The organism is Ruegeria sp. N10, assembly GCF_056531545.1.
Map to the genome: position 1 here is coordinate 157,056 of NZ_JBQFLY010000004.1, position 25,024 is coordinate 182,079.

The window sequence follows — 25,024 nt, forward strand, 5'->3', positions numbered from 1 at the left end:
TTGAAAGAGGCGGCCTGAAAGATGACGGGAAAACTGCTGGCAATTCTTCTGCTGCTGTCGGCCATCGTGGCAGGCCTCGGCATGTATTATCTACAGGTCTACGGCTATTATTATGAGGTCGAACCGCAACCGGGGCAGGACGTTGCCCTGATGACGGATGCAGGCGGTGTGCCGGAACCCATCGCCTATTCCGGGTTTCAGGCAATTGACGCCGACAGTTCGCCTATTCGGTATCGCGCCTGTTTCGAGACCGAATTGTCGCCGGACCAGATGGCTGGATACGTGCCTGTCGAAAACTCCGAACCCCTGACCGCACCGGGATGGTTTGAATGCTACGATGCGGTGTCTTTGGCGGATGCGCTTGAATCCGGGCAGGCGCGGGCGTTCATGGGGGTGAAGAACATCCATTTCGGCGTCGACCGGATCGTGGCGATCACCGAAGATGGCAAGGGTTATGTCTGGCACGCGTTGAACAATTGCGGTGAAAAAGCCTATGACGGTACCGTCGTGGGCGAGGAATGTCCGCCGCGCCCGGAAAACTGAAGGAGCAGACCGTGGGCCATGTCATAGAAATCCCCGATTTCCTGACGGCCACTCTGGGGTTTGCGGTCTATCTGATCGGGGCCGAGATCAATGCCCGTGTCGCTACCCTGCGCAATTTCAACATCCCCGAACCCGTGACAGGGGGCCTGCTGGCCTCGCTGGTGGTTCTGACGCTCTATCTGGTCTTCGGGATCGAACTGTCCTTTGGCCTGACAGCCCGCGATTTCCTGCTGGTCCTGTTTTTTGCCGGGATCGGCCTGAACGCCCGTCTGTCTGACCTCATTGCGGGCGGTAAGCCGTTAATCTTGCTTTTGATTCTCACTCTGACGACGATAGTCTTTCAGAATGTGATTGGCGCGGCTGGGGCGGTGATATTCGGCTATCCCGCACAGGCCGGTGTGTTGTTCGGATCGGCGGCCCTGATCGGTGGGCACGGTACGGCAATCGCATGGGCGCCGGACGTGGCGCAGGCAACGGGCCTTGACGGCGCGACCGAACTGGGTGTGGCCGTCGCCACCCTTGGATTGGTGCTTGCCGCGCTGGTTGGCGGCCCGATTGCGCGCCTGCTGGTCGAACGGCGCGGCCTGACGCCTGACCGCCCTGACGAAGAACCCAGCATCGGATTGCCGGATGAGCATGACGGGCACACCGCAAACATCGATCATCTGACCGTCATGCGCGTCTTGCTGCACCTGAACCTGGCGATCATCTCGGGATATGCGCTGAATGAATCAATTGCCGCCGCCGGGCTGAAACTGCCGCTGTTCGTGCCCTGCCTGATCATGGGCATCGTGATCGCCAATCTGCGGGACGCGCTGTTTCCCGATGCTCCGAAAGTGTCGCGCTCACCGTCGCTGGCGTTGATTTCGGAATTTGCGCTGGGCGCGTTTCTGGCAATGTCACTGATGAGCCTGCAACTCTGGACCATTGCGCAGCTGGGCATGGCCATTGCCGTGATCATGACAGCGCAGACGGTGTTCGCGGTGCTGTTCGTCCTCTGGGTGCTGTTCCCGGTCATGGGGTCCAACTATCGCGCCGCTGTACTGGCCGCCGGGTTTGGCGGCTTTGCGTTGGGGGCCACACCCACCGCTATCGCAAATATGACAGCCGTGACCAAGCGATATGGCCCATCGCCTATTGCCTTTATCGTGCTGCCCCTTGTATCCGCCTTCTTTGTGGATATCGCCAATGCCATCGTCATTCAGACGATCGTCAATTTCTAAGGACCGACAATGCCCGACCTGCTGATCGAACTGTTCTCCGAAGAGATCCCCGCACGGATGCAAGCCCGTGCCGGCGAGGATCTGAAAAAGCGGATTACCGATGGTCTGGTCGAGGCCGGTCTGACCTATGCAAGCGCGGCCGCCCTGACCACGCCCCGCCGACTGACGCTGGCGGTCGAGGGGCTGCTGGCGAAAAGCCCCACCATCCGGGAAGAACGCAAGGGCCCAAAAGTAGGCGCACCCGACAAGGCAATCGAAGGGTTCCTGCGCGGCGCGGGCCTGACCCGTGATCAGCTGGAAGAACGCGAAACGCCCAAGGGGGCCATCTATTTCGCCACCATCGAAAGGGCCGGTCGCCCCGCGGCCGAGGTCATTGCCGAAGTGCTCGAAACCACCATCCGCAATTTCCCTTGGCCGAAGTCCATGCGCTGGGGCAGTGGCAGCTTGCGCTGGGTGCGTCCGCTGCATTCGATCCTGTGCATTCTGACGGATGAGGCCGGGGCACAGGTCGTGCCAATGGATGTCGACGGCATTTCGTCCGGCGACACCACAGCAGGCCACCGCTTTATGGCGCCCAACCGCTTTTCGGTCACGTCTTTCGGCGATTACGCGGCCAAGCTGAAGCGGGCTTTTGTCGTCCTGTCCCCCGAGGAACGCGCCCAGCACATCTGGAACGACGCCCAGAACATGGCCTTTGCCGCTGGTCTTGAGCTGGTCGAAGACAAGGGCCTGCTGGCCGAGGTCGCCGGGCTGGTCGAATGGCCGGTCGTTCTGATGGGGCGGATCGACGACGAATTCCTCGACCTGCCGCCCGAGGTGCTGCAAACCTCGATGAAAGAACACCAGAAGTTCTTCTCGGTCCGCAATCCCAAAACGGGCCGGATTGAACGGTTCGTCACTGTTGCGAACCGCGAAACCGCGGACAATGGCGCGACCATTCTAGCGGGCAATCAGAAAGTGCTCTCAGCCCGTCTTGCCGATGCCAAGTTCTTTTGGGAAAATGACCTGCGCATCGCCAAATCGGACATTGCACAATGGACCCGCGCGCTGGAAAACGTCACCTTCCACAACAAACTGGGAACGCAAGCCGACCGGATCGGTCGTATCGCCGCGCTGGCCCGCGAACTGGCACCAGTGACCGGTGCCGATGCCGATCAGGCTGAAAAAGCCGCGCGCCTGGCCAAGGCCGACCTCAGCTCGGAAATGGTCTACGAATTCCCCGAGCTTCAGGGCCTTATGGGGCGGTATTACATCGAAGCGGCAGGTGAAGATGCCGCCGTGGCCGCCGTCGCGCAAGAGCACTACTCGCCTTTGGGGCCGTCGGATGATGTCCCCACCGCTCCGCTGTCGGTGACCGTCGCATTGGCCGACAAGCTGGATACACTGACCGGGTTCTGGGCGATTGATGAAAAGCCTACTGGCTCGAAAGACCCGTTTGCCCTGCGCCGTGCGGCGCTGGGGGTTATCCGGTTGGTGCTGGAGAATGAGCTATCCATTGAACTCAAATTGGCATTGGTTAATCCAATATTGAAGTTTGCAGCCGTTCGTGAAGGGCAGCCGTTGGGAGAGGTATTGGACAAACTGGAGGAATTGGAAGACCCATTGGCGAATGAGGCGCTTGCAATTGCTAAGGAAAAAAACCTTGAACTATTCCAAGAAAGCCTGGGCTCATTGGCAGGCGAGGCCTTTGCAAAAGCTGCTGACCTCCTTTCCTTCTTCCACGACCGCCTCAAGGTCTTCCTCCGCGACGAAGGCATCCGTCACGACGTCATTGACGCCTGTATCGCGATGGACGGCAATGATGATCTCAACCTGTTGGTGAATCGCGCCCGCGCGCTGAACGCGGTGATCGCGACTGAAGATGGCGAAAACCTCGTGCAGGGCTTCAAGCGCGCCAACAACATCCTGACCCAGGCCGAAGAAAAGGACGGGGTGGAATATTCCTACGGTGCGGATGTGAAATTCGCCGAGACCGACAGCGAAAAGGCATTGTTTGCCGCTTTGGATGCAGCACATGCGCAAATCCAACCCGCGCTGAAATCCGAAGATTTCCCCACGGCCATGGCCGCCATGGCGGGGCTGCGCGGGCCGGTGGACGCGTTCTTTGAGGATGTGCAGGTCAACACCGACAATGACATTGTTCGCCGCAACCGGCTGAACCTGCTCAGCCAGATCCGGCAGATCTGCTCCAGCGTGGCCGATCTGACCCGGATCGAAGGGTAAACGACCGGGCGCGCTGGCAGGCGCGCCCACAACGCACTTGCGTGAAGGGCGCAAGCGCCTATGCTGCAGACAAACCAAAAGGTGCTGCAGTGCAGAATAATCCGAATACAACGCTCATTACATCCGACGCGCCTGTCACCGCCCATACACATGGCGGGCGGGCCAAATGTCTGCAACGTCTGGTCCGGCTGGACCTGCCGGTGCCCCGAACCGTTGCGCTGTCATTTGATGCCGTTCACCAGATTGCAGAAGGGGCGATCCCGGATATTGCGGCGATCCTCGAACAGTTCGACCCGACCTCGTTGCTATGCGTCCGACCCAGTTCCGAAGATCCCGATTGGGGCGGCCCCGGCGCGGTTCTCAATATCGGAATGAACGACGCGCGCTATGTCGACCTGTCCGACACCATGGGCGCCGAGGCCGCCGCAGCTCTGTATCTGCGGTTCGTTCAAAGCTATGCGATCCACGTGGCACGGCTGGATGCGGATGTGTTCGATGACATCGAAGCTGATGGCCGCGAGGGGTTGCGCCACTCGCTGCGCGCCTACGAGGATGAAACCGACGAGGTCTTTCCGCAGGACAGGGGCGAACAGCTGATCGGTGTTCTGCGCTCGATGGCGCGTGCATGGGACGGGACGTCTGCGCGCTTGCTGCGGCAGGCCAAGGGGGCACCCGCAGATGCCGGGCTTGGGTTGGTCATCCAAGAGATGATCCCCGGCGTCGGGAAAGGGGAATGCGGATCGGGCGTTCTGCAACTGGTTGATTCCACAACCGGAATGCCACAAATCACCGGCCGCTATCTAAGCCAGAGTCAGGGGCGCGATGCGCTGGGTGAAGATGTGGCAGCCCTGTTTCTGGAAAAAGACCCGCGCGGCCCCTCGCTGGAAGAGGTCGCACCAGATGCTTTCGCCGAGGTCAAGGCTCAGGCCGCGCTGATGCGCGAGAAACTGCGCGAAGAGATGCAGGTCGAATTCGTCATTCAGGACGGCACCGTGCATATTCTCGATGGTGTCCGGGTGCAGCGATCGGCCCGCGCGGCCATGCGCATTGCCGTACGTCTTGCCGAAGACGGTATCATACCGCCGCAAGAGGCGGTGATGCGTGTCGACCCGCACGCGCTGAACGAACTACTGCACCGTCAGGTCCACCCCGATGCGCAACGCGATGTGCTGACCACGGCCATTGGTGCCAGCCCCGGTGCCTCGACCGGCAAGATCGTGTTTACTTCGGCCGAAGCACAGGCCAGTGCCGCCCGTGGCGAGGCATGTGTTCTGGTGCGCCGGGAAACCTCGCCCGAGGATGTGCGCGGGATGCACGCCGCCGTTGCGGTTCTGACGGAAAAAGGCGGCATGACCAGCCACGCGGCCGTGATCGGGCGCGGATTGGGTCTGCCCTGTATCGTCGGGGCCTCGGAAATGCGGTTTCAGACGAAAGACAAGATGCTGACCGCACCGGATGGCCGGGTATTCAAAACCGGCGATATTGTCACCATTGATGGCAGCTCGGGTCAGGTGCTGGCCGGTCAGCCCGCCATGCTCGAGGCCGCGTTGGATGACTGTTTCCAGACACTGATGGGCTGGGCCGATGCCGAGCGTGACATCGAAATCCGCGCCAATGCCGACACACCGGCTGATGCGCAGACGGCCCGGAACTTTCAGGCCCAGGGGATCGGTCTGTGCCGGACCGAACACATGTTCTTTGACCCCGGCCGTCTGATCGTGATGCGCGAAATGATCTTTGCGCAAACCTCGGCGGGCAGGGCGGCGGTGCTGGAACGCCTGCTTCCGATGCAGCGCGAGGATTTCGTTCAGCTGTTCAGGATCATGGAAGGTCAGCCTGTCTGCATCCGCCTGTTCGATCCACCCTTGCATGAATTTCTGCCGACAACGCGCACCGGGCAACGGGAGTTGGCCGAGGCGCTGGACCTGCCCGTGTCCGACGTCGAACGCCGGGTTGAGGCGATGACCGAATACAACCCCATGCTGGGCCTGCGCGGCGTTCGTCTGGGTGTCACCGTACCCGAGATCTACGACATGCAGGCGCGCGCGATTTTTGAAGCCACGCTTGACGCCCGAAAAAACGGTGCTCCGGTGGTGCCCGAAGTGATGATCCCGCTGGTATCCGCCAAGCGCGAGGTTGAACTGGTCAAATCCCGCATCGACTCGGTCGCCGCCGCCGTTGAATCGGAACGGGGGCAGAAGTTCGAATATCGGCTGGGCGTCATGGTCGAAACGCCACGCGCCTGTCTGCGCGCGGAAGAGATCGCGCCACAGACTGCTTTCATGAGTTTTGGAACGAACGACCTGACGCAGATGACCTACGGCCTGTCCCGCGACGATGCCGGTCGTTTCATGTCCGCTTACGTGCGGCAGGGGGTCTTTACCGAAGATCCGTTCCATGTCCTTGATCCGGACGGGGTGGGCGAGCTGCTGAAACTCGGGGCAGAACGCGGGCGTGCCGCGAAGCCGGATGTGACCCTTTCGGTCTGTGGCGAACACGGCGGGAACCCCGAATCAATCGCCATTTGCCGCGATCTTGGGTTCGACTATGTGTCATGCTCACCGTTCCGGGTTCCGGTCGCTCGGCTGGCTGCCGCTCAACTGGCGATTTCCTCCAGACTTGGGGGTTGACACCGCGCCGAACCCCAAGGAATAGTGGGTTATACGGTCACTCGTAGGCGAAAAATATTTTCGCTACGGGCGATTTTCCACTTGCTTTTTTCAAGATACTGGACCTTTGCGTCAGTCTGGGGTATCAGCCTCGTCGCGCCCGCCGGGGGAGGGTAAGGCGCGTGATGTGCCTGTGCGAGGTTATCTGATGCTACGTTACATATTGGCTGTTGCCGCAGTGGCGGCAACCGTTCTGCCGAGTGCATCCTTCGCTGAGAAGGAAGCGACTGATACTGCAAAACAAGAACTTGTCGCCCGCAGCGAGCTGCCAGCGCAAAGTTTTCGGGACTATTTCAAGCTGTTCCAGCCCCGCAAGGCGGCTGAACCTGTCGAAGTGTCCTTCTCCAAAGACTGGCTTGACCAGCAACCAAAGGCCTCCGGTGGTGAAAACTGGAAATGCCTGTCCGAAGCCCTGTACTTCGAGGCGCGCGGCGAAAGCGTGCGCGGCCAGTTCGCGGTTGCCGAGGTGATCCTGAACCGGGTCAAAAGCAGCCGTTTCCCGGATTCCCTGTGCGGGGTGATCCATCAGGGGACCGGCAAGAAATACCAGTGCCAGTTCACGTATACCTGCGATGGCCGCAAGGAAGTCATCCACGAGAAAAAGGCGTATGAGCGTGTGGCGAAAGTCGCGCGGGCAGCCATTGATGGCGTGGCGGATGAGTTGACCGAAGGGGCAACACACTATCACACGACGTCGGTGCGCCCGTCCTGGTCGCGGGTCTATAAACAGACCGCGAAAATCGGCGTGCATGTTTTTTACCGTCACAACTACCGGACAGCGAGCAACTGATTGACGCACCCGCGCTGGAAGCTTGCTGGCGTGGGGCAGGTTGCACCCTATATTGCGGGCCAGGAGGCCCGTGATGATTTTGAACCGCAGACACCTTTTGCAATCCGCCGCCGCAGCATTGCTGATGCCGCGTGTGGCCAGCGCGGGTTTTGCACCGCTTAATGCGCGTGTAGCCAAACACCCGATCGCGCCAGCAAGTTATCCTGAAACGGAAGTCTGGACATATGACGGGTCTGTCCCCGGCGTTGAACTGCGTGTCAGGCAGGGCGACCGCATCCAGCGCACCCTGATGAACCAGCTTCCGCAAGCCACGTCGGTCCATTGGCACGGAATTCGCATCGAAAACGCCATGGACGGCGTGCCCGGCCTGACGCAGGACGCAGTCGAGACGGGCGCAAGCTTTGATTACTCCTTCGTCGTTCCAGACGCAGGGACTTATTGGTACCATGCGCATAACCAGTCGATGGAACAGGTTGCGCGCGGGCTTTACGGGCCGCTGATCGTCGAAGAAACTGCTGCCCCTGATGTGGATCAGGATCTGGTACTGATGCTGGACGACTGGCGGCTTGATCCGGAAACCGCTCAGATCACGGATGATTTCGACAATGGCCATGATCTCAGCCATGCTGGTCGGCTGGGGAATATCATCACTGTCAACGGATCCCTTGACCCGCGCGTTGAGGCGCGACAGAACGACCGTCTCCGGCTACGCCTGATCAACGCCTCCAACGCGCGGATTTTTGACCTGAATCTTGACGGGTTGTCTGGTTGGATCGTCGCTCTTGACGGTATGCCACTGGAAAAGCCGATCCCATTGTCTGGGGCTTTCCCAATCGCCCCCGCACAACGCATCGATCTTGTTGTGGATGTCGTGGCTGCGGGCGATACGGCAAGTCTGGTGAGTGTTGAGCGCGATGGTGCCTTTGGCATCGTTCGGTTTGATGTTGACGAACCTCTCGCACCTGCGCCGCGACAAGGCGTGTCAGCGTTGCCGCCCAACCCTTTGCCAGTCATCGAGGATGTCTCATCCGCACCATTGCACCGGATGTCCCTGCAAGGCGGGGCGATGCGCTGGCTGGACAGCGCCCGGATCGGGGACACAGAATTGTCAGGCCAGGAACTGGCGCAGTTGGGCCGGTTCTGGGCCCTGAACGGTTATGCGGAACGCCCGTCCGACCCGTTTCTGGACGCCCGGACCGGAGGCCTTCACAAGATCGAGTTCGTCAATGAAACAGTCTTTCCACATGCCATGCATTTGCATGGTCACCACTTCCGACTGATCCAGTCGGACGGATCGCTTGGCCCGTGGCGCGATACTGTTTTGGTTGATCGCGGACAAACCCGCCAGATCGCTCTGGTCGCGGATAATCCGGGGGACTGGCTGTTGCATTGCCATATGCTGGGACATGCCGCTTCGGGTATGATGAGCTGGTTTCGCGTCACCTGACGCCGCATTCGGCGGTTGGAATGGCGTTTGTTTGAATGTTATAGGCCCTTGCAACGCCTATAGAGGGCAAGCCCTGCAACAAGCCGAAAAGGCCGGACCCATGAGTTCTGAAATCCGACTGGCATTTGCGCACCCGACCGAACGGTCCGAGGCGACCTCGCCCCGAGGGCCGCTGGATCGCATTTCCCTGCGCGACCATATTGTCGAGGTTGAAATCGGTGCGTTTCAGGCCGAGCGGGGAACAACCCAGCGGATCTGTTTCAATATCGTCGTCGAAGTCCGGCCCCTGACCGACCCGATTGACGACGATGTGGATCGCATCCTGTCTTATGACCGGGTGACGGAATCCATTGCCTATGAACTCGCGGCCGAGCGTCTGAACCTGCTTGAAACCCTGGCCGAGCGTGTAGCCGAACGTATCTTGCATGAACCACAGGCTGTAAGGGTCTTTGTTCGCATCGAAAAACTGGATCGCGGTCCGGGCGCTCTCGGGGTCGAGATCGTGCGTGGGAAAGACTCGGTTCATCATGATGTGACCGAGGAAGATCGCCCGCATCCCCGTCTGGTCTACTTGTCGAATGACGCCATCGCCTCGGACAATCTGACCGGGTGGATCGACCAATTGCAGAACCGACAGCGCCCGCTGATCCTGTGTGTGGGGGCGTCAGACTTGGCTGCGCCGCAAACCGGCCACGCAATGACACAGCGCCGGATTGACCTGCTGGCGATCGAGCAGAACGCGTGGGTTCTGGCCGCGCGCGATCACCGCTGCAAGGTGGTTTCAACCCGGACAGAACTGGACTGGGCCATGAAGAACGGCCAGATCTGTGTCTGGGCCCCGTCCAAGATCGTTCTGGACGCGGTGGATGGTCCTTCTGCCGCACCATCCGACGCCGTGGCTTTGGCCGCATGGTTTGCGGCGACCTTTGAAGCCAGTGAAATGATGGTCATCGGCGGCGAATTGCCGAAAACGCCCAAAACCCCCCTGCGGGCTGTGGCCGTGGATCAGGCCGAATTGTGAGCATCTATTTCAGACCGCTGGTTCAGCACGGCCAGACCCGGCCCGCTGGCGCGTATTCTTTGGCCGGTCAGCCCCTGTGGTTTACCCATGTCGAAGCGCTTGGGCGCGATACCGCACCGCAGATCATGGCAGCATCGGACATTCCCGGTGGGGCGCTGGAGCGGTTGACCCGCCCGCGCGCACCCATCGCCGGGCTGGATATGCAGGTGCCGCACATCATGGGCATTCTCAACACCACGCCTGACAGTTTCTCGGACGGGGGTGTTCACAGCTCGGTCGAGGCCGCCCGCGATGCCGCTGCAAGGATGGTGGCGCATGGGGCCACCATTTTGGATATCGGCGGGGAATCAACGCGCCCGGGCGCGGATTTCATTCCGGCAGATCAGGAAATTGCCCGCACCCGCCCGGTGATCGAGGCGATTCGCGCACAAACGGATGCCCTGATTTCAATCGACACCCGCAAAGCCAGCGTCGCCAAAGCGGCGTGTGCGGCGGGCGCGGGGCTGGTCAACGATGTCTCGGGGTTCACGTTCGATCCCGAATTGGCACCGTTTTGCGCCGACAAGGGCACACCGGTCTGCGTCATGCATATGCAGGGTGATCCAGCCACGATGCAGGAAAACCCCAGCTACGACAACGTGTTGCTGGATGTTTATGACTTCCTCGAAACCCAGATCGCTCTGCTGGAAAACTTGGGGCTTCGGCGCGACCTGATCATCGTCGATCCAGGTATCGGTTTCGGCAAGACCGAGGATCACAACCTGACCTTGCTGCGCAATCTCAGCCTGTTTCACGGGCTTGGCTGCCCGATCCTGCTGGGCGTGTCCCGCAAGGGCTTTATCGGAACAATTGGACGGGAGCCTGACAAGACTGCCCGCGCGCCGGGTTCAATTGCTGTGGCTTTGGCCGGATTGTCTCAGGGCGTGCAGATCATTCGCGTTCACGACGTCGCCGAGACCGCTCAGGCCTTGCGTCTATGGGCCGCTGTCCGGTAATCCGGTCTCACGGAAAATCACGGAGTGACACCAATGCGCAAGCTGTTCGGAACCGACGGGGTGCGGGGCACGGCCAACACGCATCCGATGACGGCGGAAATGGCGTTGCGCATCGGGGCTGCGGTGGGGCGCTATTTCCGGCGTGATGCGACCGGTGTGCACCGGGTCGTCATCGGCAAGGACACACGCCTGTCCGGCTATATGCTGGAAAACGCGCTGACCGCCGGTTTGACGTCAACGGGAATGAATGTGCTGTTGCTGGGGCCGGTTCCGACGCCTGCGGTGGGCCTGATGACGCGGTCGATGCGGGCCGATCTGGGTGTCATGATCTCGGCCAGCCACAACCCGGCAGAGGACAACGGCATCAAGTTCTTTGGTCCCGACGGTTATAAACTGTCCGATCAGGCCGAGATCGACATCGAAAAGCTGATCGACGAAGGTGTCCGGCCTGCTCAGGCCCAGAATATCGGACGGGCGCGTCGTGTTGATGACGCCCGGTTCAGATATGGCGAGCGTGTGAAATCCTCGCTGCCGCGCGATGTGCGTCTGGATGGTCTCAAGGTGGTGATCGACTGTGCCAATGGCGCCGCCCACCGCACCGCGCCCGAGGTTCTTTGGGAACTGGGTGCAGACGTGATCCCGATCGGGATTTCGCCCAACGGGAAGAACATCAACCTCAACTGCGGATCGACCAAGCCGCAACTGGCCGCCGAAACCGTCGTGGCGCATGGCGCTGACGTTGGTGTCTGTCTGGACGGCGACGCGGATCGGGTTGTTATCGTCGACGAGACCGGTCAGGTCGCCGATGGCGATCAGCTTATGGCGCTGCTGGCGACGGCCTGGAAAAAATCCGGGCAGTTGAAAGGCGATGCCCTTGTGGCCACGGTGATGTCCAATCTGGGGCTCGAACGGCACCTCTCGTCACACGGCATGCGACTGGAACGCACGGCTGTCGGCGACCGCTATGTGGTCGAGCGCATGCGCGAAGGCGGCTTCAACCTGGGCGGTGAACAATCCGGTCATATCGTGATGAGCGATTATGCCACCACCGGCGATGGCCTGATGGCCGGCTTGCATTTCCTGGCCGAGATGGTTCTGTCCGGTCGCAAAGCCTCGGACCTGTCCAAGCAGTTCGAAACCGTGCCGCAGCTGTTGAAGAACGTCCGCTATGCCAACGGTCAAACTCCGCTTGAAGTTCAAAGCGTTAAAGCTGCCATTGCCGATGCCGAGGCGCGGCTGAACGGGCAGGGCCGGTTGCTGATCCGCAAATCCGGCACCGAGCCGCTGATCCGCGTCATGGCCGAATGCGAGGATGACGCGCTGCTGTTACAGGTCGTCGACAGTATCGTGGCCGAGGTCGAAGCCGCCGCAGGCTAGCGCCCGAACAGAACCCTGCGCAGGCTGAACCACTGGCTGATGGCCATGCCCGTCAGGATCAGGGCCAGGGCGACGTAGAATCGCAGGGGCAGGGCCTCGGACAGGATCCAGGCCCCGAACACCATCGACCAGATCGGCACCTGATAATTCACCAGCGTCAAAAACACCGATCCGGCGCTGCGGGTGATCGAAACCCGCAGCAAATTGGCGAAAGCTGTGGGGATCAGCCCAAGGACAATCAGGGCCAGCGATGGGCGGTTGCCCTGCCAAGTAGGGACACCTTCGACCAGCAGCATGATGGGCACCAGCAGAACAGCGCCGACCAGCAGGGTCAGCGCGGCCAACGCCAGCGGCTCGACCGGCGGGCAGCGCCGCGTCAGGATCGATGTCGAGGCATAGCAGAGGGCAGCCGAGATACAGGCCAGCTGCGCCAGCGGCTCGGTCCCTTGACCCAGCTTTGCCAGACCGGGTCCGATCAGGACCAATGCGCCGGAAAACCCAAGGCACACGCCCAGAAACCGACGCAGGTTCAGCGGCTCATCTGAAAAGAAATGCGCCAGCGGCAGCACCATCAGCGGAATTGCGGCCATGGACAGCCCTGCAAAGGCCGAGGGTACATATTGCTGCCCCCAGCTGAGCAGCATGAAAGGCACCGCAGTCGACAACACGCCAATCAGCAGGATTGATGTTGTCAGCGCGGGTGTCAAAACCGGCATACGGCGCCCGGTGATCCGCATCAGGACAAGCAATGTCACCGCACCCAAAGTGGTGCGCGATGTCGCCACGGTAATCGGGCCATAGCCTTCCAATGCCATCGCGACGACCATGAATGTGCCGCCCCAAATAAGCCCCAGCGTGAAAACGCCGCTCCAGTCCTGCTTCGTGGGTTGTTCAACCATTCCATCCCCTTATCCCGCGTGCGCGCCGGTGTCACGGGCTGATCTTGACTTTATGTTAGTTTCCACTTACCGTAAGAAATGACTTACGATATGACATTTTCAGCTTTGGGCGATGCGACCCGCAGGCAGGTGTTCGAAGCCGTCGCCAGCCAGCCTCAGGCAGTGGGCGAACTTGCGTCAAAGCTGCCGGTAAGCCGACCGGCCGTCTCACAACATCTCAAGGTGCTGTCTGATGCTGGGCTGGTGACATGCCACGCGAAAGGGACGCGCCGGATCTATGCGGTGCGCCCCGAGGGGTTGGCAGAGCTGCGCAGATGGCTCGACCGTTACTGGAGCGACGTGATGAACAGCTTTGCAGATGAGGTGAACAGAGCGGGAGAGAGGCCATGACAGACCCGATAGTCAAGACAATTGTCGTAAGCGCCTCTGCTGAGCGTGCTTTCGACATCTTCGTCAACCGCATCGGGACATGGTGGCCGCTGGACAGCCACGCGGTTTCCGCATCGCAGGGGCAACCGGCAAGGGACGTGGTTATTGAACCCCGGATCGGTGGCGCGGTCTATGAGGTCATGTTCGACGGAACCCGTGCTGACTGGGGTCAGGTGCTGGCAATTGATCCCGGCCAATCCGTGGCATTCACCTGGCATCCGGGCACCAACAGCGGTTCTCCTACGCGCGTCGATGTGCGTTTTGAGGATTGCGGTTCGGGGCAGGCCAAAGTCACCCTGACGCATTCCGGCTGGGACGTCTGGGCAGGGGAAGCGCCCGAAAAGCGCGGCGGCTACGATACGGGATGGGATATCGTTCTGGGTGAACGCTTTGCCAAAGCGGTCTTAAAATGAAAAAGGGCGACCGCCTGGGCCGCCCTTTGCCTGACATCGGTCAGACTTAGTTCTTTTCTTTGTCGACCATCTTGCCGGCCGAGATCCACGGCATCATGCCGCGCAGCTTGGCGCCGGTCTCTTCGATCATATGCTCGTCATTGGCGCGGCGCGACGCTTTGATGGTCGGCTGGCCAACGGCGTTTTCCAGCATGAAGTCACGGACGAATTTGCCCTGCTGGATGTCGTCCAGAACCGCTTTCATGCGGGCTTTGGTCTCGTCGTATTTCAGGATGCGCGGACCGGTGACATACTGGCCATACTCAGCCGTGTTCGAGATCGAGTAATCCATGTTGGCAATGCCGCCTTCATAGATCAGGTCAACGATCAGCTTCACTTCGTGCAGACACTCGAAATAGGCCATCTCGGGTGCGTAACCGGCCTCGACCAGAGTTTCAAAGCCGCAGCGGATCAGTTCGACCAGACCACCGCACAGAACGGCCTGTTCGCCGAACAGGTCGGTTTCACATTCTTCGCGGAAGTTGGTCTCGATGATGCCCGAACGGCCGCCACCGATGGCCGAACAGTAGGACAGGCCGATTTCCAGCGCCTTGCCGGTTGCATCGTTGTGAACCGCGACCAGGCAGGGCACGCCGCCGCCTTTGGTGTATTCGCCGCGCACGGTGTGGCCGGGGCCTTTGGGGGCCATCATGATGACGTCAACGCCGTCCTTCGGCTCGATCAGGCCGAAGTGGACGTTCAGGCCGTGGGCAAAGGCGATGGCCGCGCCCGGCTTGATGTTGTCATGAACGTATTTCTTGTAGGTTTCGGCCTGCAATTCGTCGGGCATGGTGAACATGATGACGTCGCACCAGGCAGCCGCTTCGGCAATGCCCATCACTTCCAGACCTTCTGCTTCGGCTTTCTTGGCCGAGGGCGAGCCTTCGCGCAGGGCGATGACCAGGTTCTTGGCGCCCGAGTCGCGCAGGTTCAGCGCGTGGGCGTGACCCTGGCTGCCATAGCCCAGGATAGCCACTTTCTTGTCTTTGATCAGGTTGATGTCGCAATCGCGATCGTAATAGACGCGCATTTTGCCGGTCCTTTCTGGTTTGGTTGGGGCGGTTCTACCTGCCGGGCGTCCGATTGGCGATAGGGTTGGGCTTGAGTATTTGTGAAAAAGATGAAGAATAATTCTTGAAAGCGAAAAAAACTGAAAAAATCATGCTTGACGATATCGACCGGCGCATTTTGCGCCATTTTCAGGCCAACCCAAGCCTGACCACCGCGGAACTTGCCGATCTGTGCCGGATCAGCGCTGGTGTCTGTTGGCGCAGGCTGGAAAAGATGCAGGCGGCCGGGATCATCGAAGGGCAGGAGGCGGTGATCGACTGGGCCGCGATGGGCTATGCTGTCGAAGTCTCGCTTCGGATCACCTTGGACAAGACACAGGCCCGCGCCTTTGACGAGTTCATGGAAGAGGCCCGCAACGTGGCCGAGGTGATCGAAATCCAGACCTTTCTGGGCCGGGTGGATGTCCGCCTGTCGGTCATAGCGCGGGATATGAAGCACTATCAGCAGCTTTATCGAGACCGGATCCTGACCCTGCCGCATATCGCCGATATCGAAGCGCTGATGCATATCGCGCGGGTCAAACGGGACGAGGTGTTGCCGGTATGATCGAGTTGGACGAGATTGACCGCCGTCTGCTGCGTGCGTTGCAACAGGACGCCACCCAAAGCGCAGGTGCCCTGGGTCGGAGGTTCAATCTGTCTCAACCCGCCACCTGGCGGCGTATCCGCAGGTTGGAGGACGCCGGGATCATCAAGGGCCGAAGGTTGCGCCTGAACGCCGAGGCGCTCGGCTTTGGCGTGACCGTGTTTCTGGGGGTCAAGCTGGCGCGCAAGGGCCAGATCAGCCTTGAGGATTTCGAACGCGCCGTCAGCGCCATCCCTGAAGTTCAGACTGTCGAGCATGTTCTGGGTCTGTACGACTACCGTTTGCGCGTCGTGGCGCGGGACCTGTCCGATTTTGAACGCGTGTTGCGGCGCCGGATCATGACGCTGCCCGGCGCAGGCGATGTCGAAGCGAATGTTCTGCTGAGCGAGGAACGGCTGCCGGGACCGATTGGGTGACCTGCCTTAGTATCTGGTGCGGATGTAATATCCGGGATGATGGGTCAGGCGGGCAAACGTAATCGGTTTGTCTTCTTTCCATGTGGTGCGCTCCATCTGGATCATCGGCGCGCCCGCCGTGGTTCCCATGAATTCCGCCAGCCTTGCATCAGCGGAAATCGCGCAGAACGCAACCTCGGCATCGTTGAATGGAGCGGCATTCAACAGCCACTCATGCGGTCCTTGCTGGGTCAGGTCGGCCTTTTCCACATCGGGGACGGTTCCGATATTGATCCAGCGCTCTTCAAGCTGGAACGGGCGGTTGTCTGCGTAATGCATACAGACGACATGCAGAACCCGCGTCTCGGCGGGGACGTCAAGCTGAGAGGACAGCCAGCGGGGGCAGGCCTCGACAGTCCGTTCCACCAGCGCATAGCGATAGGCGGCATTCTGGCTTTCGACCATCTGTCGCGCCAGCGAGAATTCCAGCTTGGCGTGTTTGCTGGGTTCTTTCTTGACCCGCGTACCGCTTTTGCGCTTGCGTTCGATAAAACCCTGATCGGCCAGTTCCCTGAGGGCGCGGTTCACCGTCGCGCGGGCGCAATTGAATTCTTCCGCCAGTTGCGTTTCGGTCGGCAGCAAAGATCCCTGAGGCCACACGCGGCTTTCAATACGTCGTTTTACTTCATCTCGAACGGACTGGAAGTTAATACGCTTATGAATCGTCACAGGAAAAATATCCCTTCAAGTAAAAAGTGTGCGCATCTGTTCAGAAGCAAGCAGAAGTGTAAAGGGGAAGTGACACTGGTTGGCGTCATTTTCTTGTGTTCCCAGCGTCCTACAGCACCAAACAGGCCGATTTTACCCGCATTCCGTGGCGTCACTTTTTGTCGCGAAATGGCTTTACTGGCCAAGGTAAAGAGACCAAGACTGCACTGACGATATTGAAAGGACGCCATATGCCTGCCTTGCTGAAAAACGTTGACCCGAACGGGCTCGAAGAATTCTCGGTCGTATTCACCGATCGCTCGCTGAACCACATGTCCCAAAAGTTTCAGGGGGTAATGCGCGACATCTCGGCCATGCTGAAAGAGGTGTACAAGGCAGACGGGGTGGCCGTCATTCCGGGCGGTGGCACCTATGCGATGGAAGCGGTCGCCCGGCAATTCGCGCGCGGGGCGGATGTCCTTGTGGTTCGGAACGGTTGGTTTTCATACCGCTGGAGCCAGATCATCGAAAGCGGCGCCCTGACCAGCTCGACCACCGTGATGAAGGCGCGCGAGACCGGCAATACCAGCCCGTCCCCCTTTGCGCCCGCACCGATTGACGAGGTCGTCGCAACGATTCGCGAACAGAAACCCGGTGTTGTGTTCGCACCGCATGTTGAAACGGCGGCAGGTGTCATCCTGCCGGATGACTATGTGACCGCCCTGGCCAGCGCGGCGCATGAAGTGGGTGCATTGATGGTGCTGGATTGCATCGCATCCGGGTGTGCCTGGGTGGATATGAAAGCCACCGGCGTCGACGTCCTGATCTCGGCCCCGCAAAAGGGCTGGAGCGCATCGCCTTGTGCCGGTCTGGTCATGCTGTCCGAACGGGGCGAGGCGCGTCTGGAACAGACAAGCTCGGACAGTTTCGCCATCGACCTGAAAAAGTGGCGCCAGATCATGCAGGCCTATGAAAATGGCGGTCACGCCTATCACGCCACGATGCCCACCGATGCGCTGCTGGCTTTCCGCGACACCATGGCAGAAACCAGGGGATACGGGTTCGAAAAGCTGCGCAAGGCGCAATGGGCATTGGGCGACGGCGTGCGGGCGATGTTGAAGGAGTATGGCATTGTCTCGGTGGCGGCTGACGGTTTCGGCGCACCCGGCGTTGTGGTCAGCTACACCTCGGACCCCGAAATCCAGAACGGCAAGAAATTTGCCGCTCTGGGGATGCAGATTGCCGCCGGGGTGCCGCTGCAATGTGACGAACCCGAAGGCTTCAGCACCTTCCGTCTGGGCCTGTTCGGATTGGACAAGCTTTATGATGTAGACGCCACCATCGCGCGCCTGAAACGCGTGCTGGATCAGGTTCTGTAAACAGGCCGGGCCTTAGCGAACGCCAAGGCCCATCTGCATCAGCGTCTTGCGCACAGGGGGCAGAGAATAAAGCGCGCTCAGCCCCATTGCGCGCGCATCCCGCAGCGGGCGCGCCTCGATCATCGAGGCGCGGTTCAGCAGGTCGATCCCTTTGACCCGCATCTCGATCTCGGTGTGGCGCGCCTTGTGATATGCGTCCAGCATCTGCGCGTCGCCCAGACCTTCGGGCTGGGATTGCGCCAGATCCAGCAGGCAGCGCAGATCGCCCAATGACATGTTCAGCCCCTGCGCGCCGATCGGCGGCACCACATGCGCGGCCTCGGCCATCAGGGCAATGCGCTCACCCGCCAGCCGTTCCGCGGACTGGCTGATGATCGGCCAGATGGTCCGGCGCGATGCCAGCTTCAAGTGGCCAAACAGGCCACAGGACCGTTCTGTCATCGCAGTCTCAAACGCTTCGGCATCAAGGGTCAAAAGGTCAACGGCATTTGGCCCGCGTTCCATCCAGACAATGGCGGACGAGGGCTGCCCCTGCCAATCGGGCAGCGGAACCAATGTGAACGGCCCGCCAGACCTGTGTATCTCGGTCGAGACATTCTCGTGCGGTACGGGATGCGTCACCGCGAACGCCAGCGCTTTCTGCCCATACCGCGTTGTATGCACTTTGATACCGGCGGCCGCGCGCATGGGAGAGTTGCGCCCATCTGCGGCCAGCACCAGCTTGCAGCGGATGCGGCTGCCGTCGCTCAGGCCAACGCGGGCTTCGGCAGTGCGGGTGAACAGGCTGACGGTGCCGGTGCCGGGGCGGAAATCGACATTCGGCAGCTCTGCCAGCCGCGCGACCATTTCCCGGCGCAACAGCCAGTTGGGCAGGTTCCAGCCAAACGGTTGCTCGGAAATGTCAGCGGCGTTGAAATCGCGTACGACGCGGGGTTCGGGCACGTCCCCCCCGGCATCGACAATACGCATGATCTGCAAGGGGGCCGCATGGGCATCCAGCCGCGCCCACAGGCCGCATTGCTCCAGCAGGCCGCGCGCAGGTTGCAGAAAGGCGGTGGTGCGCAGGTCGGACCCGTCCACATCCCGTTCGGTGATCGGTGGCGCGGGATCTACGCACACCACGTCAAACCCGGCGGTTCCAAACGCCGCCGCTGCGGTCAGACCGGCGATTCCACCGCCGGAAATCAGGATGTCACAACTGTCAGTCATGGCGCCTCTCATCATCTCGGGCAGACCCTAGTTCGGTTCCACCCCCTGCGCCAAGTGACATCCTGTCCCGTATCTCAGCCGCGTGAGATCAGGATCAGGACCAGGAACATCACCGGCACTATCATCAGGGCAGGGATGTAAAGGCCAGGAAGGCCAAACACCATGGCGGAACAGCCCCACATGCTGAGGACCGCGCCGACGGTGTAATACAGGTCCTCCGCCTTGCCGTTGGCCGCGTCGCGGGCCAGCCACCCGAAAACCGGAATTGCAAAGAAAAGGCGCTGCCAAACCGGCAGGCGTCCGGGCATATCGATCGCGCTCATGGGGCTCTCCGTTCTGTTCGTCGCTCCAGCGCATATAGGGCTGCGCATGCGGGTGCAGAACGTACGGATCGTCGCAGTGTGACAGGCTACCGCAGGCGGGCCAGAAATGCGGTCAGATCGTCCGTGTGATGGTGGATGTGATCGGCCTCATGCGGGTCCGGGGCGACATGAACCGTGCGCATTCCCATCTCATGCGGGGCGGCCAGATTACGCGGGTCGTCCTCGAACATCGCGGCCTTGTCAGCCTGAATGCCATCCTGTGCAAAGATGGCTTCAAAGGCGGCTTTCTCGGGCTTTGGCCGATACCCGGCATGTTCGACGCCATAGATTGCATCAAACAGCCCCGAAAGCCCGCGCGCCTGCAAGACCCGCTCGGCGTAGGGCGCGCTGCCATTGGTGTAGACGATGCGCCGTCCGGGCAGGGCGCGAATGTGATCGGCCAGCTCTGCATCCGGGTCCATATGGCTCATATCCACCTGATGCACCGCGTGCAGATAAGGCTCGGGGTCCAGATCATGTTCGGCCATCAACCCGGCCAGCGTGGTGCCGTATTGGCGCCAGTACTGCCCGCGCAGCCTGTCGGCCTCGGCCCGGTCGACGCCGATGGCCTGCACCACGTAATCCGTCATCAAAACTTCGATCTGATCGAACAGCTGCATATGCGGCGGATAGAGGGTGTTGTCCAGATCGAACACCCATTGCGTGACATGACTGAAGGACGGTTTGACCATGGCTTGGGTTTAGGGCGCGGGCCGGGTGATTTCAATGCCGTACTTGATTGCTGCCCCCAGAGACGGATAGACATGTCCGAACGAGGAGACAGAATACCCCATGAGCCAGACCCGATCCCCCACCAAGGATGCCTATAGCCTGATACTCGAAGCCATTGATGTCGGCGTCTACAAGCCCGGCGATCGTCTGGTGGAAAGCGAGCTGGCAGAACGGTTCGGGGTGTCGCGCACCCCGATCCGCGAAGCGCTGCAACGCCTGGAAACCCAGTCTCTACTGGAACGGGACGGGCGGTCGCTGATCGTGGCGTCGCTGGACCACAACCAGATGGCCGAGCTTTATATCGTGCGACGCGAACTGGAAGGGCTCGCCGCGCGGCTGGCCGCCAAACACGCCACCGAGGAAGAGATCAGGGTTCTTCACGACATGGTCCTCGAAGATGACAAGCTGGTGGGCGATCCGATGGCGCTGTCACGTGCCAACCGGCGCTTTCACGAACAGATCCATCTGGCCTCGCACAACCGCTACCTTGTCCAGCAGCTTGATCTGGTGCACCGGACTATGGCCTTGATGGCGACCACATCGCTGGCCGTGCAGGGGCGCGGAGAGATTGCCCAGAGCGAACATAAAGGCATCGTCGAAGCCATTGCCGCGCGCGATGAAGAGGCGGCGGGGCGGGCGCTCAAGGATCATATCTCGATCGCGTTCATGACGCGCCTGAAACAGGACGCAAGTCGCCGCGACAAGTGATTATCAGGTCAGCGGCTCGTCTTCGCTGGCCTGTCCGTGCTGGGTCTTGTCCCAGAAAAACGGGTTGGTCGCCAATTCCCACAACGCCTTGTAACCGGCAATCACGCCTAGCGGGAAATACAGAAACATCGTCGGAACCCAAGGCAAAAGAAACCGCCGCTCGCGCGCGGATACGGCGATCAGGCCAACACCGATACTCAGTCCCTCTGCCATCAAAAACAGCACGATCAGCGCGGTAGAGGTTGAATGCGGCACGATATCATCCATCGGATTGGCCAGCCCCAGGCTTGACAGCCAGAATACCCAGAGAACGGGCGCCAGCAGAAATTGCCCCAACGTGCCCAAAAAGAACGCCTGAAGGCCCAGAAATTTAGCGGCACCAAGGTCACGCCACAGTTTTCGCGGGCTGCGCATATGCACCAGATACGTGACCATGAACCCCTTGAGCCAGCGCGAGCGCTGTTTGACCCAGGGCCACGCCCGGAAATTCGCCTCCTCATATGTTGTGGTATCCACCATTTCGGTCCGGTACCCGGCCCGGCACAGCCTTACGCCCAGATCAGCATCCTCGGTGACGTTATGGGCATCCCAGCCGCCCAGTTCCAACAGCTTGTCGCGACGGAAAAAGAACGTGGTGCCCCCAAGCGGCACCACCAGGCCCATGCGGGCGATCCCCGGCAGGATCACGCGGAACCAGCTGTTGTATTCGATGGTAAAGCAGCGCGACCGCCAGTTGCTGCGCGGGTTGTAGTAATCCAGAACCCCTTGCAGGCACACAACATCCGGCGCGGCCTGGGTGAAATGCGCCACCACGCGCTCAATCTGATCCGGTTGTGGGGCGTCTTCCGCGTCCCAGACGCCGACGAAGTCGCCCCGGCAGAAATCCAGCGCGTAATTCATGGCGCGCGGCTTGGTGGTCAGCCCGTTCAGCTCGGGCACCTCGACGATGCGCATCCAACTGGGCAGGCTCACCTGCGCAAGGGCATTGCGCGTCACGTCATCCTTTTCCTCAAGCACAAGGATGACATCCAGCAACGCTTTGGGATAGGTCAGCCGCTGTAGCCTGTGCACCAGAGCGTTTGCAATCTCGCGCTCCTTGTACAATGGCACCATGATCGACACGCAGGGCTGCCGCAATGTGATGGCAGCTTCGGTGTGGTCCGGCTGCGTTCTCAGACGATGCCAAAGATAAGCCAGCGTGCCAGCCGTCCGAAAGACTGCAAAAAGCACCAGAGTTCCCACAGCCATGCCCAGCACCGCCAGCAGGCCAAACGCCGGGAACAAGGCAAACAGCCCCAGCACACACAACAGGGCCACCGACGGCCCTACGCGCGACCTGAGGGTCCAGTTGCGGCAGCTTTGCGCGGGATCAACCCGCGTTTCCGCCGATCTGGCCAAAGACCCCGAGAATTGCCGTGCAATCGTGCGGTCGATCTGATCGGATGCCGCCAGCACCGGGATCACGGCATAATCGCATTCGCGCATTTCGGCGGTCACGGTTGCGAACCGGTCGGGCCGGGCCGTGGCCACCAGAACAAGGGGGCCAATCCGCATCCAGGGGATGACATTGTGTTGCAGCCAGAAGTCGACCGGCATCAGCCCGCTCAGTTCCGGCATCGGCGGGATTTGTTCAAGATCTGCAATCTGCCAGCCGGATTGCGCGGACAGCGCGCTCAACACGTCCTTCCGGGTGGCATAGCCTTCGCCGACCAGTATCTCTCCCAGCGGTGCGTTCTGTCTGGTTTGCTGGCTCAGCGCATGGTCCAGCTGGGATCGGGTGATGGCTCCGGTTTCCAGCAGGCAGGTGCCCAGTGGTTTCCGATACCCGGGCGCGGGGATCGGTGCGGCGGACGTGAAATCCAGAAGATCAAGCTCAGCCATAACAAAACCCTGGCGCAGTTACCTGCGCTCAGGGTTGTTCGATCAAGGTTAACGCCCGGTTAACGCTGCACAGACAGGCAGTTATGCCTGTATTTTCTTCTTTTCCATCGCCTCGGCGAAGCGCTCGAACAGATAGAAACTGTCCTGCGGTCCGGGCGATGCCTCGGGGTGGTACTGCACCGAATAGACCGGCCGGTCCGCCATGCGGATACCGCAGTTCGAGCCGTCAAACAGCGACCGGTGAGTTTCCACGACGCCATCAGGCAGGGATTGCGCATCGACGGCAAAACCGTGGTTCATCGAGGTGATCTCGACCCTGCCGGTGTCCAGATCCTTGACCGGGTGGTTCGCGCCATGGTGGCCGTGGTTCATCTTGACCGTCTGACCACCCAGCGCCAGCGCCAGCATCTGGTGTCCAAGGCAGATGCCGAACACAGGCAGGTCTGTCGTCTCCAGAATCTCTTTGATCATTGGAACAGCGTATTCGCCTGTTGCTGCCGGATCGCCGGGACCGTTCGACAGGAACACACCGTCAGGCTGATGTGCCAGCACGTCGGCTGCGGTCGCAGTCGCGGGCAGAACGGTAACGTCACATCCAGCAGATGCGAGGCAGCGCAGGATGTTGCGCTTGGCGCCATAGTCAATGGCAACAACCTTGTGGGCGGGGGCCTTCTGACGCTGGTACCCATCCGGCCAGGCCCACCGCATCTCATCCCAGCGATAGCTTTGTGCGCAGGTGACATCCTTGGCCAGGTCCATGCCCTCCAGCCCGGCAAAGCCGCGCGCGGCAGCCACCAGCGCCCCAATGTCGAAGTTTCCCTCGGGATCATGGGCCAGCGCCACATGCGGGGCGCCCTGCTGCCGGATGGCACGGGTCAGGCGGCGGGTATCGACACCACCGATGGCGATGCGCCCCCGGCGCGCCAGCCAGCCCTTGAGTTCCTCGGTCGAGCGCCAGTTTGATGGCTCGGTCGGATCCCATTTCACAACCATGCCTGCCGCGACCGGATCACCGGTTTCGTCATCCTCGGGGTTCACACCGACATTGCCGATATGAGGGAATGTAAAGGTCACGATCTGCCCGGCATAAGACGGGTCGGTCATGATCTCCTGATATCCGGTCATCGCCGTGTTAAAGCACAGCTCGGCCACAGTTTGCCCGGTCGCACCGAAGCCTGCGCCGTAAAACAGGGTTCCATCGGCCAAAGCCAGACATGCGGTGGGCTTGGACGGGGCATTCGGGGCCATGGCGCGACTCTCCTGTAGGGTAAATCGGCGCATACCTAAGGGGGTTGCGCGTCTGGGTCAAGTCTGTTCAATTTTTAGGCTATTGTTGTTTTTCAATGGGTTAACTGTATTCACCCGCGGTTGTGTCAGGCTTTTTGTTTCGATATGGTCGGGGTTCCTTTGTCATGGGGATGGACAAGCCAAATGGATATGCGATCACGGGTGAATGCAGCCCTGAAGCAAGCAATGAAAGACAAAGCAGCCGAGCGTCTGTCAACGCTGCGGTTGATCAACGCCGCCATCAAAGACCGCGACATCGCGGCACGTGCGTCCGACAATGAAGAAGCAAAGGGATGCAGCGACGCAGAGGTTCTTGAAATCCTTGGAAAAATGACCAAGCAGCGCAAGGAAAGCGCACGCGCCTACGAAGAGGGCGGTCGCCTGGATCTGGCCGAACGCGAGATTCGCGAAGTCGAGGTGATCGAGGAATTTCTACCCAAACAGCTGGATGACGATGAGGTCAGCAGGGCCATTCAAACCGCCATCACGGCAACCGGCGCGGGTTCGATCCGCGATATGGGCAAGGTGATGGGCGAGTTGAAGACGCGCTATACCGGCCGGATGGATTTCGGCAAGGTCGGCCCGATGGTCAAGGATCACCTGTGCGCAGCCTCAAACGGCGATTGCTGAGGCACTAGG

At 60.6% G+C, this 25,024-nt stretch carries 24 protein-coding genes; 16 read left to right on the top strand and 8 right to left on the bottom strand.

Annotated elements, in window-relative coordinates; translation table 11 throughout:
• The first annotated feature begins 21 nt into the window (after positions 1–21).
• From ACR0JI_RS08120 to glmM, 9 genes are all read left to right on the top strand, one after another.
• Positions 22–543: a DUF6446 family protein gene (locus ACR0JI_RS08120; protein WP_480493433.1), complete on the top strand. Its 522-nt coding sequence runs from the start codon at positions 22–24 to the stop codon at positions 541–543.
• Positions 519–1,766 carry a sodium/glutamate symporter gene (gene gltS, locus ACR0JI_RS08125; RefSeq protein ID WP_480493432.1) on the top strand — a complete coding sequence of 416 codons (1,248 nt, stop codon included), beginning with the start codon at positions 519–521 and terminating at the stop codon, positions 1,764–1,766. Before ACR0JI_RS08120 ends, gltS begins: the two co-directional genes overlap by 25 nt.
• A gap of 9 nt (positions 1,767–1,775) precedes the next feature.
• Positions 1,776–3,989 carry a glycine--tRNA ligase subunit beta gene (gene glyS / locus ACR0JI_RS08130; RefSeq protein WP_480493430.1) on the top strand — a complete coding sequence of 738 codons (2,214 nt, stop codon included), beginning with the start codon at positions 1,776–1,778 and terminating at the stop codon, positions 3,987–3,989.
• A gap of 89 nt (positions 3,990–4,078) precedes the next feature.
• Positions 4,079–6,619, top strand: coding sequence for a putative PEP-binding protein (locus ACR0JI_RS08135; protein WP_480476946.1), 2,541 nt, complete (start codon positions 4,079–4,081; stop codon positions 6,617–6,619).
• A 187-nt stretch (positions 6,620–6,806) separates the two neighbouring features.
• Positions 6,807–7,448 carry a cell wall hydrolase gene (locus ACR0JI_RS08140; protein ID WP_480476538.1) on the top strand — a complete coding sequence of 214 codons (642 nt, stop codon included), beginning with the start codon at positions 6,807–6,809 and terminating at the stop codon, positions 7,446–7,448.
• Between the two features lie 73 nt (positions 7,449–7,521).
• Complete coding sequence (locus ACR0JI_RS08145) at positions 7,522–8,895, top strand: multicopper oxidase family protein (protein ID WP_480476540.1); 1,374 nt, start codon at positions 7,522–7,524, stop codon at positions 8,893–8,895.
• Between the two features lie 100 nt (positions 8,896–8,995).
• On the top strand, positions 8,996–9,916 hold the full coding sequence (locus tag ACR0JI_RS08150) for a dihydroneopterin aldolase (protein WP_480476542.1): 921 nt from the start codon (positions 8,996–8,998) through the stop codon (positions 9,914–9,916).
• Entirely contained in the window at positions 9,913–10,911 is a 999-nt protein-coding gene (gene folP, locus ACR0JI_RS08155) for a dihydropteroate synthase (RefSeq protein ID WP_480493429.1), read from the top strand. The genes ACR0JI_RS08150 and folP overlap by 4 nt, the downstream gene beginning before the upstream one ends.
• A 33-nt stretch (positions 10,912–10,944) precedes the next feature.
• Positions 10,945–12,288 (top strand): phosphoglucosamine mutase, encoded by a 1,344-nt coding sequence (glmM, locus tag ACR0JI_RS08160; protein WP_480493427.1) that lies wholly within the window; start codon positions 10,945–10,947, stop codon positions 12,286–12,288.
• Here glmM and ACR0JI_RS08165 read toward each other — a convergent pair.
• Positions 12,285–13,187, bottom strand: a complete 903-nt coding sequence (locus ACR0JI_RS08165; protein WP_267363378.1) for a DMT family transporter — start codon at positions 13,185–13,187, stop codon at positions 12,285–12,287. The two genes, glmM and ACR0JI_RS08165, sit on opposite strands and share 4 nt — an antisense overlap.
• Before the next feature lie 90 nt (positions 13,188–13,277).
• Between ACR0JI_RS08165 and ACR0JI_RS08170 the strand changes: the two genes are divergently transcribed.
• Positions 13,278–13,577, top strand: coding sequence for an ArsR/SmtB family transcription factor (locus ACR0JI_RS08170; RefSeq protein WP_480493426.1), 300 nt, complete (start codon positions 13,278–13,280; stop codon positions 13,575–13,577).
• Positions 13,574–14,029, top strand: coding sequence for an SRPBCC domain-containing protein (locus tag ACR0JI_RS08175; protein WP_480493425.1), 456 nt, complete (start codon positions 13,574–13,576; stop codon positions 14,027–14,029). The genes ACR0JI_RS08170 and ACR0JI_RS08175 overlap by 4 nt, the downstream gene beginning before the upstream one ends.
• 46 nt (positions 14,030–14,075) lie before the next feature.
• Here ACR0JI_RS08175 and ilvC read toward each other — a convergent pair whose 3' ends face one another.
• Positions 14,076–15,098, bottom strand: coding sequence for a ketol-acid reductoisomerase (gene ilvC, locus ACR0JI_RS08180; protein ID WP_480476552.1), 1,023 nt, complete (start codon positions 15,096–15,098; stop codon positions 14,076–14,078).
• Positions 15,099–15,229: 131 nt separating this feature from the next.
• Here ilvC and ACR0JI_RS08185 point away from each other — a divergent pair, with 131 nt between their 5' ends.
• Positions 15,230–15,685 carry an Lrp/AsnC family transcriptional regulator gene (locus ACR0JI_RS08185; RefSeq protein WP_480476554.1) on the top strand — a complete coding sequence of 152 codons (456 nt, stop codon included), beginning with the start codon at positions 15,230–15,232 and terminating at the stop codon, positions 15,683–15,685.
• Positions 15,682–16,140: an Lrp/AsnC family transcriptional regulator gene (locus ACR0JI_RS08190; protein WP_209504239.1), complete on the top strand. Its 459-nt coding sequence runs from the start codon at positions 15,682–15,684 to the stop codon at positions 16,138–16,140. The genes ACR0JI_RS08185 and ACR0JI_RS08190 overlap by 4 nt, the downstream gene beginning before the upstream one ends.
• Positions 16,141–16,146: 6 nt before the next feature.
• Here the strand turns inward: ACR0JI_RS08190 and ACR0JI_RS08195 are convergent, their stop codons facing one another.
• Positions 16,147–16,848 carry a GntR family transcriptional regulator gene (locus tag ACR0JI_RS08195; protein ID WP_480493423.1) on the bottom strand — a complete coding sequence of 234 codons (702 nt, stop codon included), beginning with the start codon at positions 16,846–16,848 and terminating at the stop codon, positions 16,147–16,149.
• 230 nt (positions 16,849–17,078) lie between these two features.
• Here ACR0JI_RS08195 and ACR0JI_RS08200 point away from each other — a divergent pair, with 230 nt between their 5' ends.
• Positions 17,079–18,206 (top strand): aminotransferase class V-fold PLP-dependent enzyme, encoded by a 1,128-nt coding sequence (locus ACR0JI_RS08200; RefSeq protein WP_480476558.1) that lies wholly within the window; start codon positions 17,079–17,081, stop codon positions 18,204–18,206.
• Between the two features lie 12 nt (positions 18,207–18,218).
• On the opposite strand, the gene ACR0JI_RS08205 is transcribed toward ACR0JI_RS08200, so the two are convergent.
• The 3 genes from ACR0JI_RS08205 to ACR0JI_RS08215 all read right to left on the bottom strand — a co-directional run bounded on the left by ACR0JI_RS08205 (position 18,219) and on the right by ACR0JI_RS08215 (position 20,469).
• Complete coding sequence (locus ACR0JI_RS08205; protein WP_480476560.1) at positions 18,219–19,415, bottom strand: UbiH/UbiF family hydroxylase; 1,197 nt, start codon at positions 19,413–19,415, stop codon at positions 18,219–18,221.
• Between the two features lie 74 nt (positions 19,416–19,489).
• Positions 19,490–19,738, bottom strand: coding sequence for a hypothetical protein (locus ACR0JI_RS08210; RefSeq protein WP_480493421.1), 249 nt, complete (start codon positions 19,736–19,738; stop codon positions 19,490–19,492).
• 86 nt (positions 19,739–19,824) lie between these two features.
• Complete coding sequence (locus tag ACR0JI_RS08215) at positions 19,825–20,469, bottom strand: pyrimidine 5'-nucleotidase (RefSeq protein ID WP_480476564.1); 645 nt, start codon at positions 20,467–20,469, stop codon at positions 19,825–19,827.
• A 100-nt stretch (positions 20,470–20,569) separates the two neighbouring features.
• Between ACR0JI_RS08215 and ACR0JI_RS08220 the strand changes: the two genes are divergently transcribed.
• Positions 20,570–21,217, top strand: coding sequence for a GntR family transcriptional regulator (locus tag ACR0JI_RS08220; protein ID WP_209504233.1), 648 nt, complete (start codon positions 20,570–20,572; stop codon positions 21,215–21,217).
• A gap of 3 nt (positions 21,218–21,220) precedes the next feature.
• Here the strand turns inward: ACR0JI_RS08220 and ACR0JI_RS08225 are convergent, their stop codons facing one another.
• Both ACR0JI_RS08225 and carA read right to left on the bottom strand, forming a co-directional pair.
• On the bottom strand, positions 21,221–23,098 hold the full coding sequence (locus ACR0JI_RS08225; RefSeq protein WP_480493420.1) for a glycosyltransferase: 1,878 nt from the start codon (positions 23,096–23,098) through the stop codon (positions 21,221–21,223).
• 81 nt (positions 23,099–23,179) lie between these two features.
• Complete coding sequence (gene carA / locus ACR0JI_RS08230) at positions 23,180–24,346, bottom strand: glutamine-hydrolyzing carbamoyl-phosphate synthase small subunit (RefSeq protein WP_480476568.1); 1,167 nt, start codon at positions 24,344–24,346, stop codon at positions 23,180–23,182.
• Positions 24,347–24,529: 183 nt separating this feature from the next.
• On the opposite strand from carA, the gene ACR0JI_RS08235 reads away from it, so the two are divergent.
• Positions 24,530–25,015 carry a GatB/YqeY domain-containing protein gene (locus tag ACR0JI_RS08235; RefSeq protein ID WP_480493418.1) on the top strand — a complete coding sequence of 162 codons (486 nt, stop codon included), beginning with the start codon at positions 24,530–24,532 and terminating at the stop codon, positions 25,013–25,015.
• The last annotated feature ends 9 nt before the right edge of the window (positions 25,016–25,024 follow it).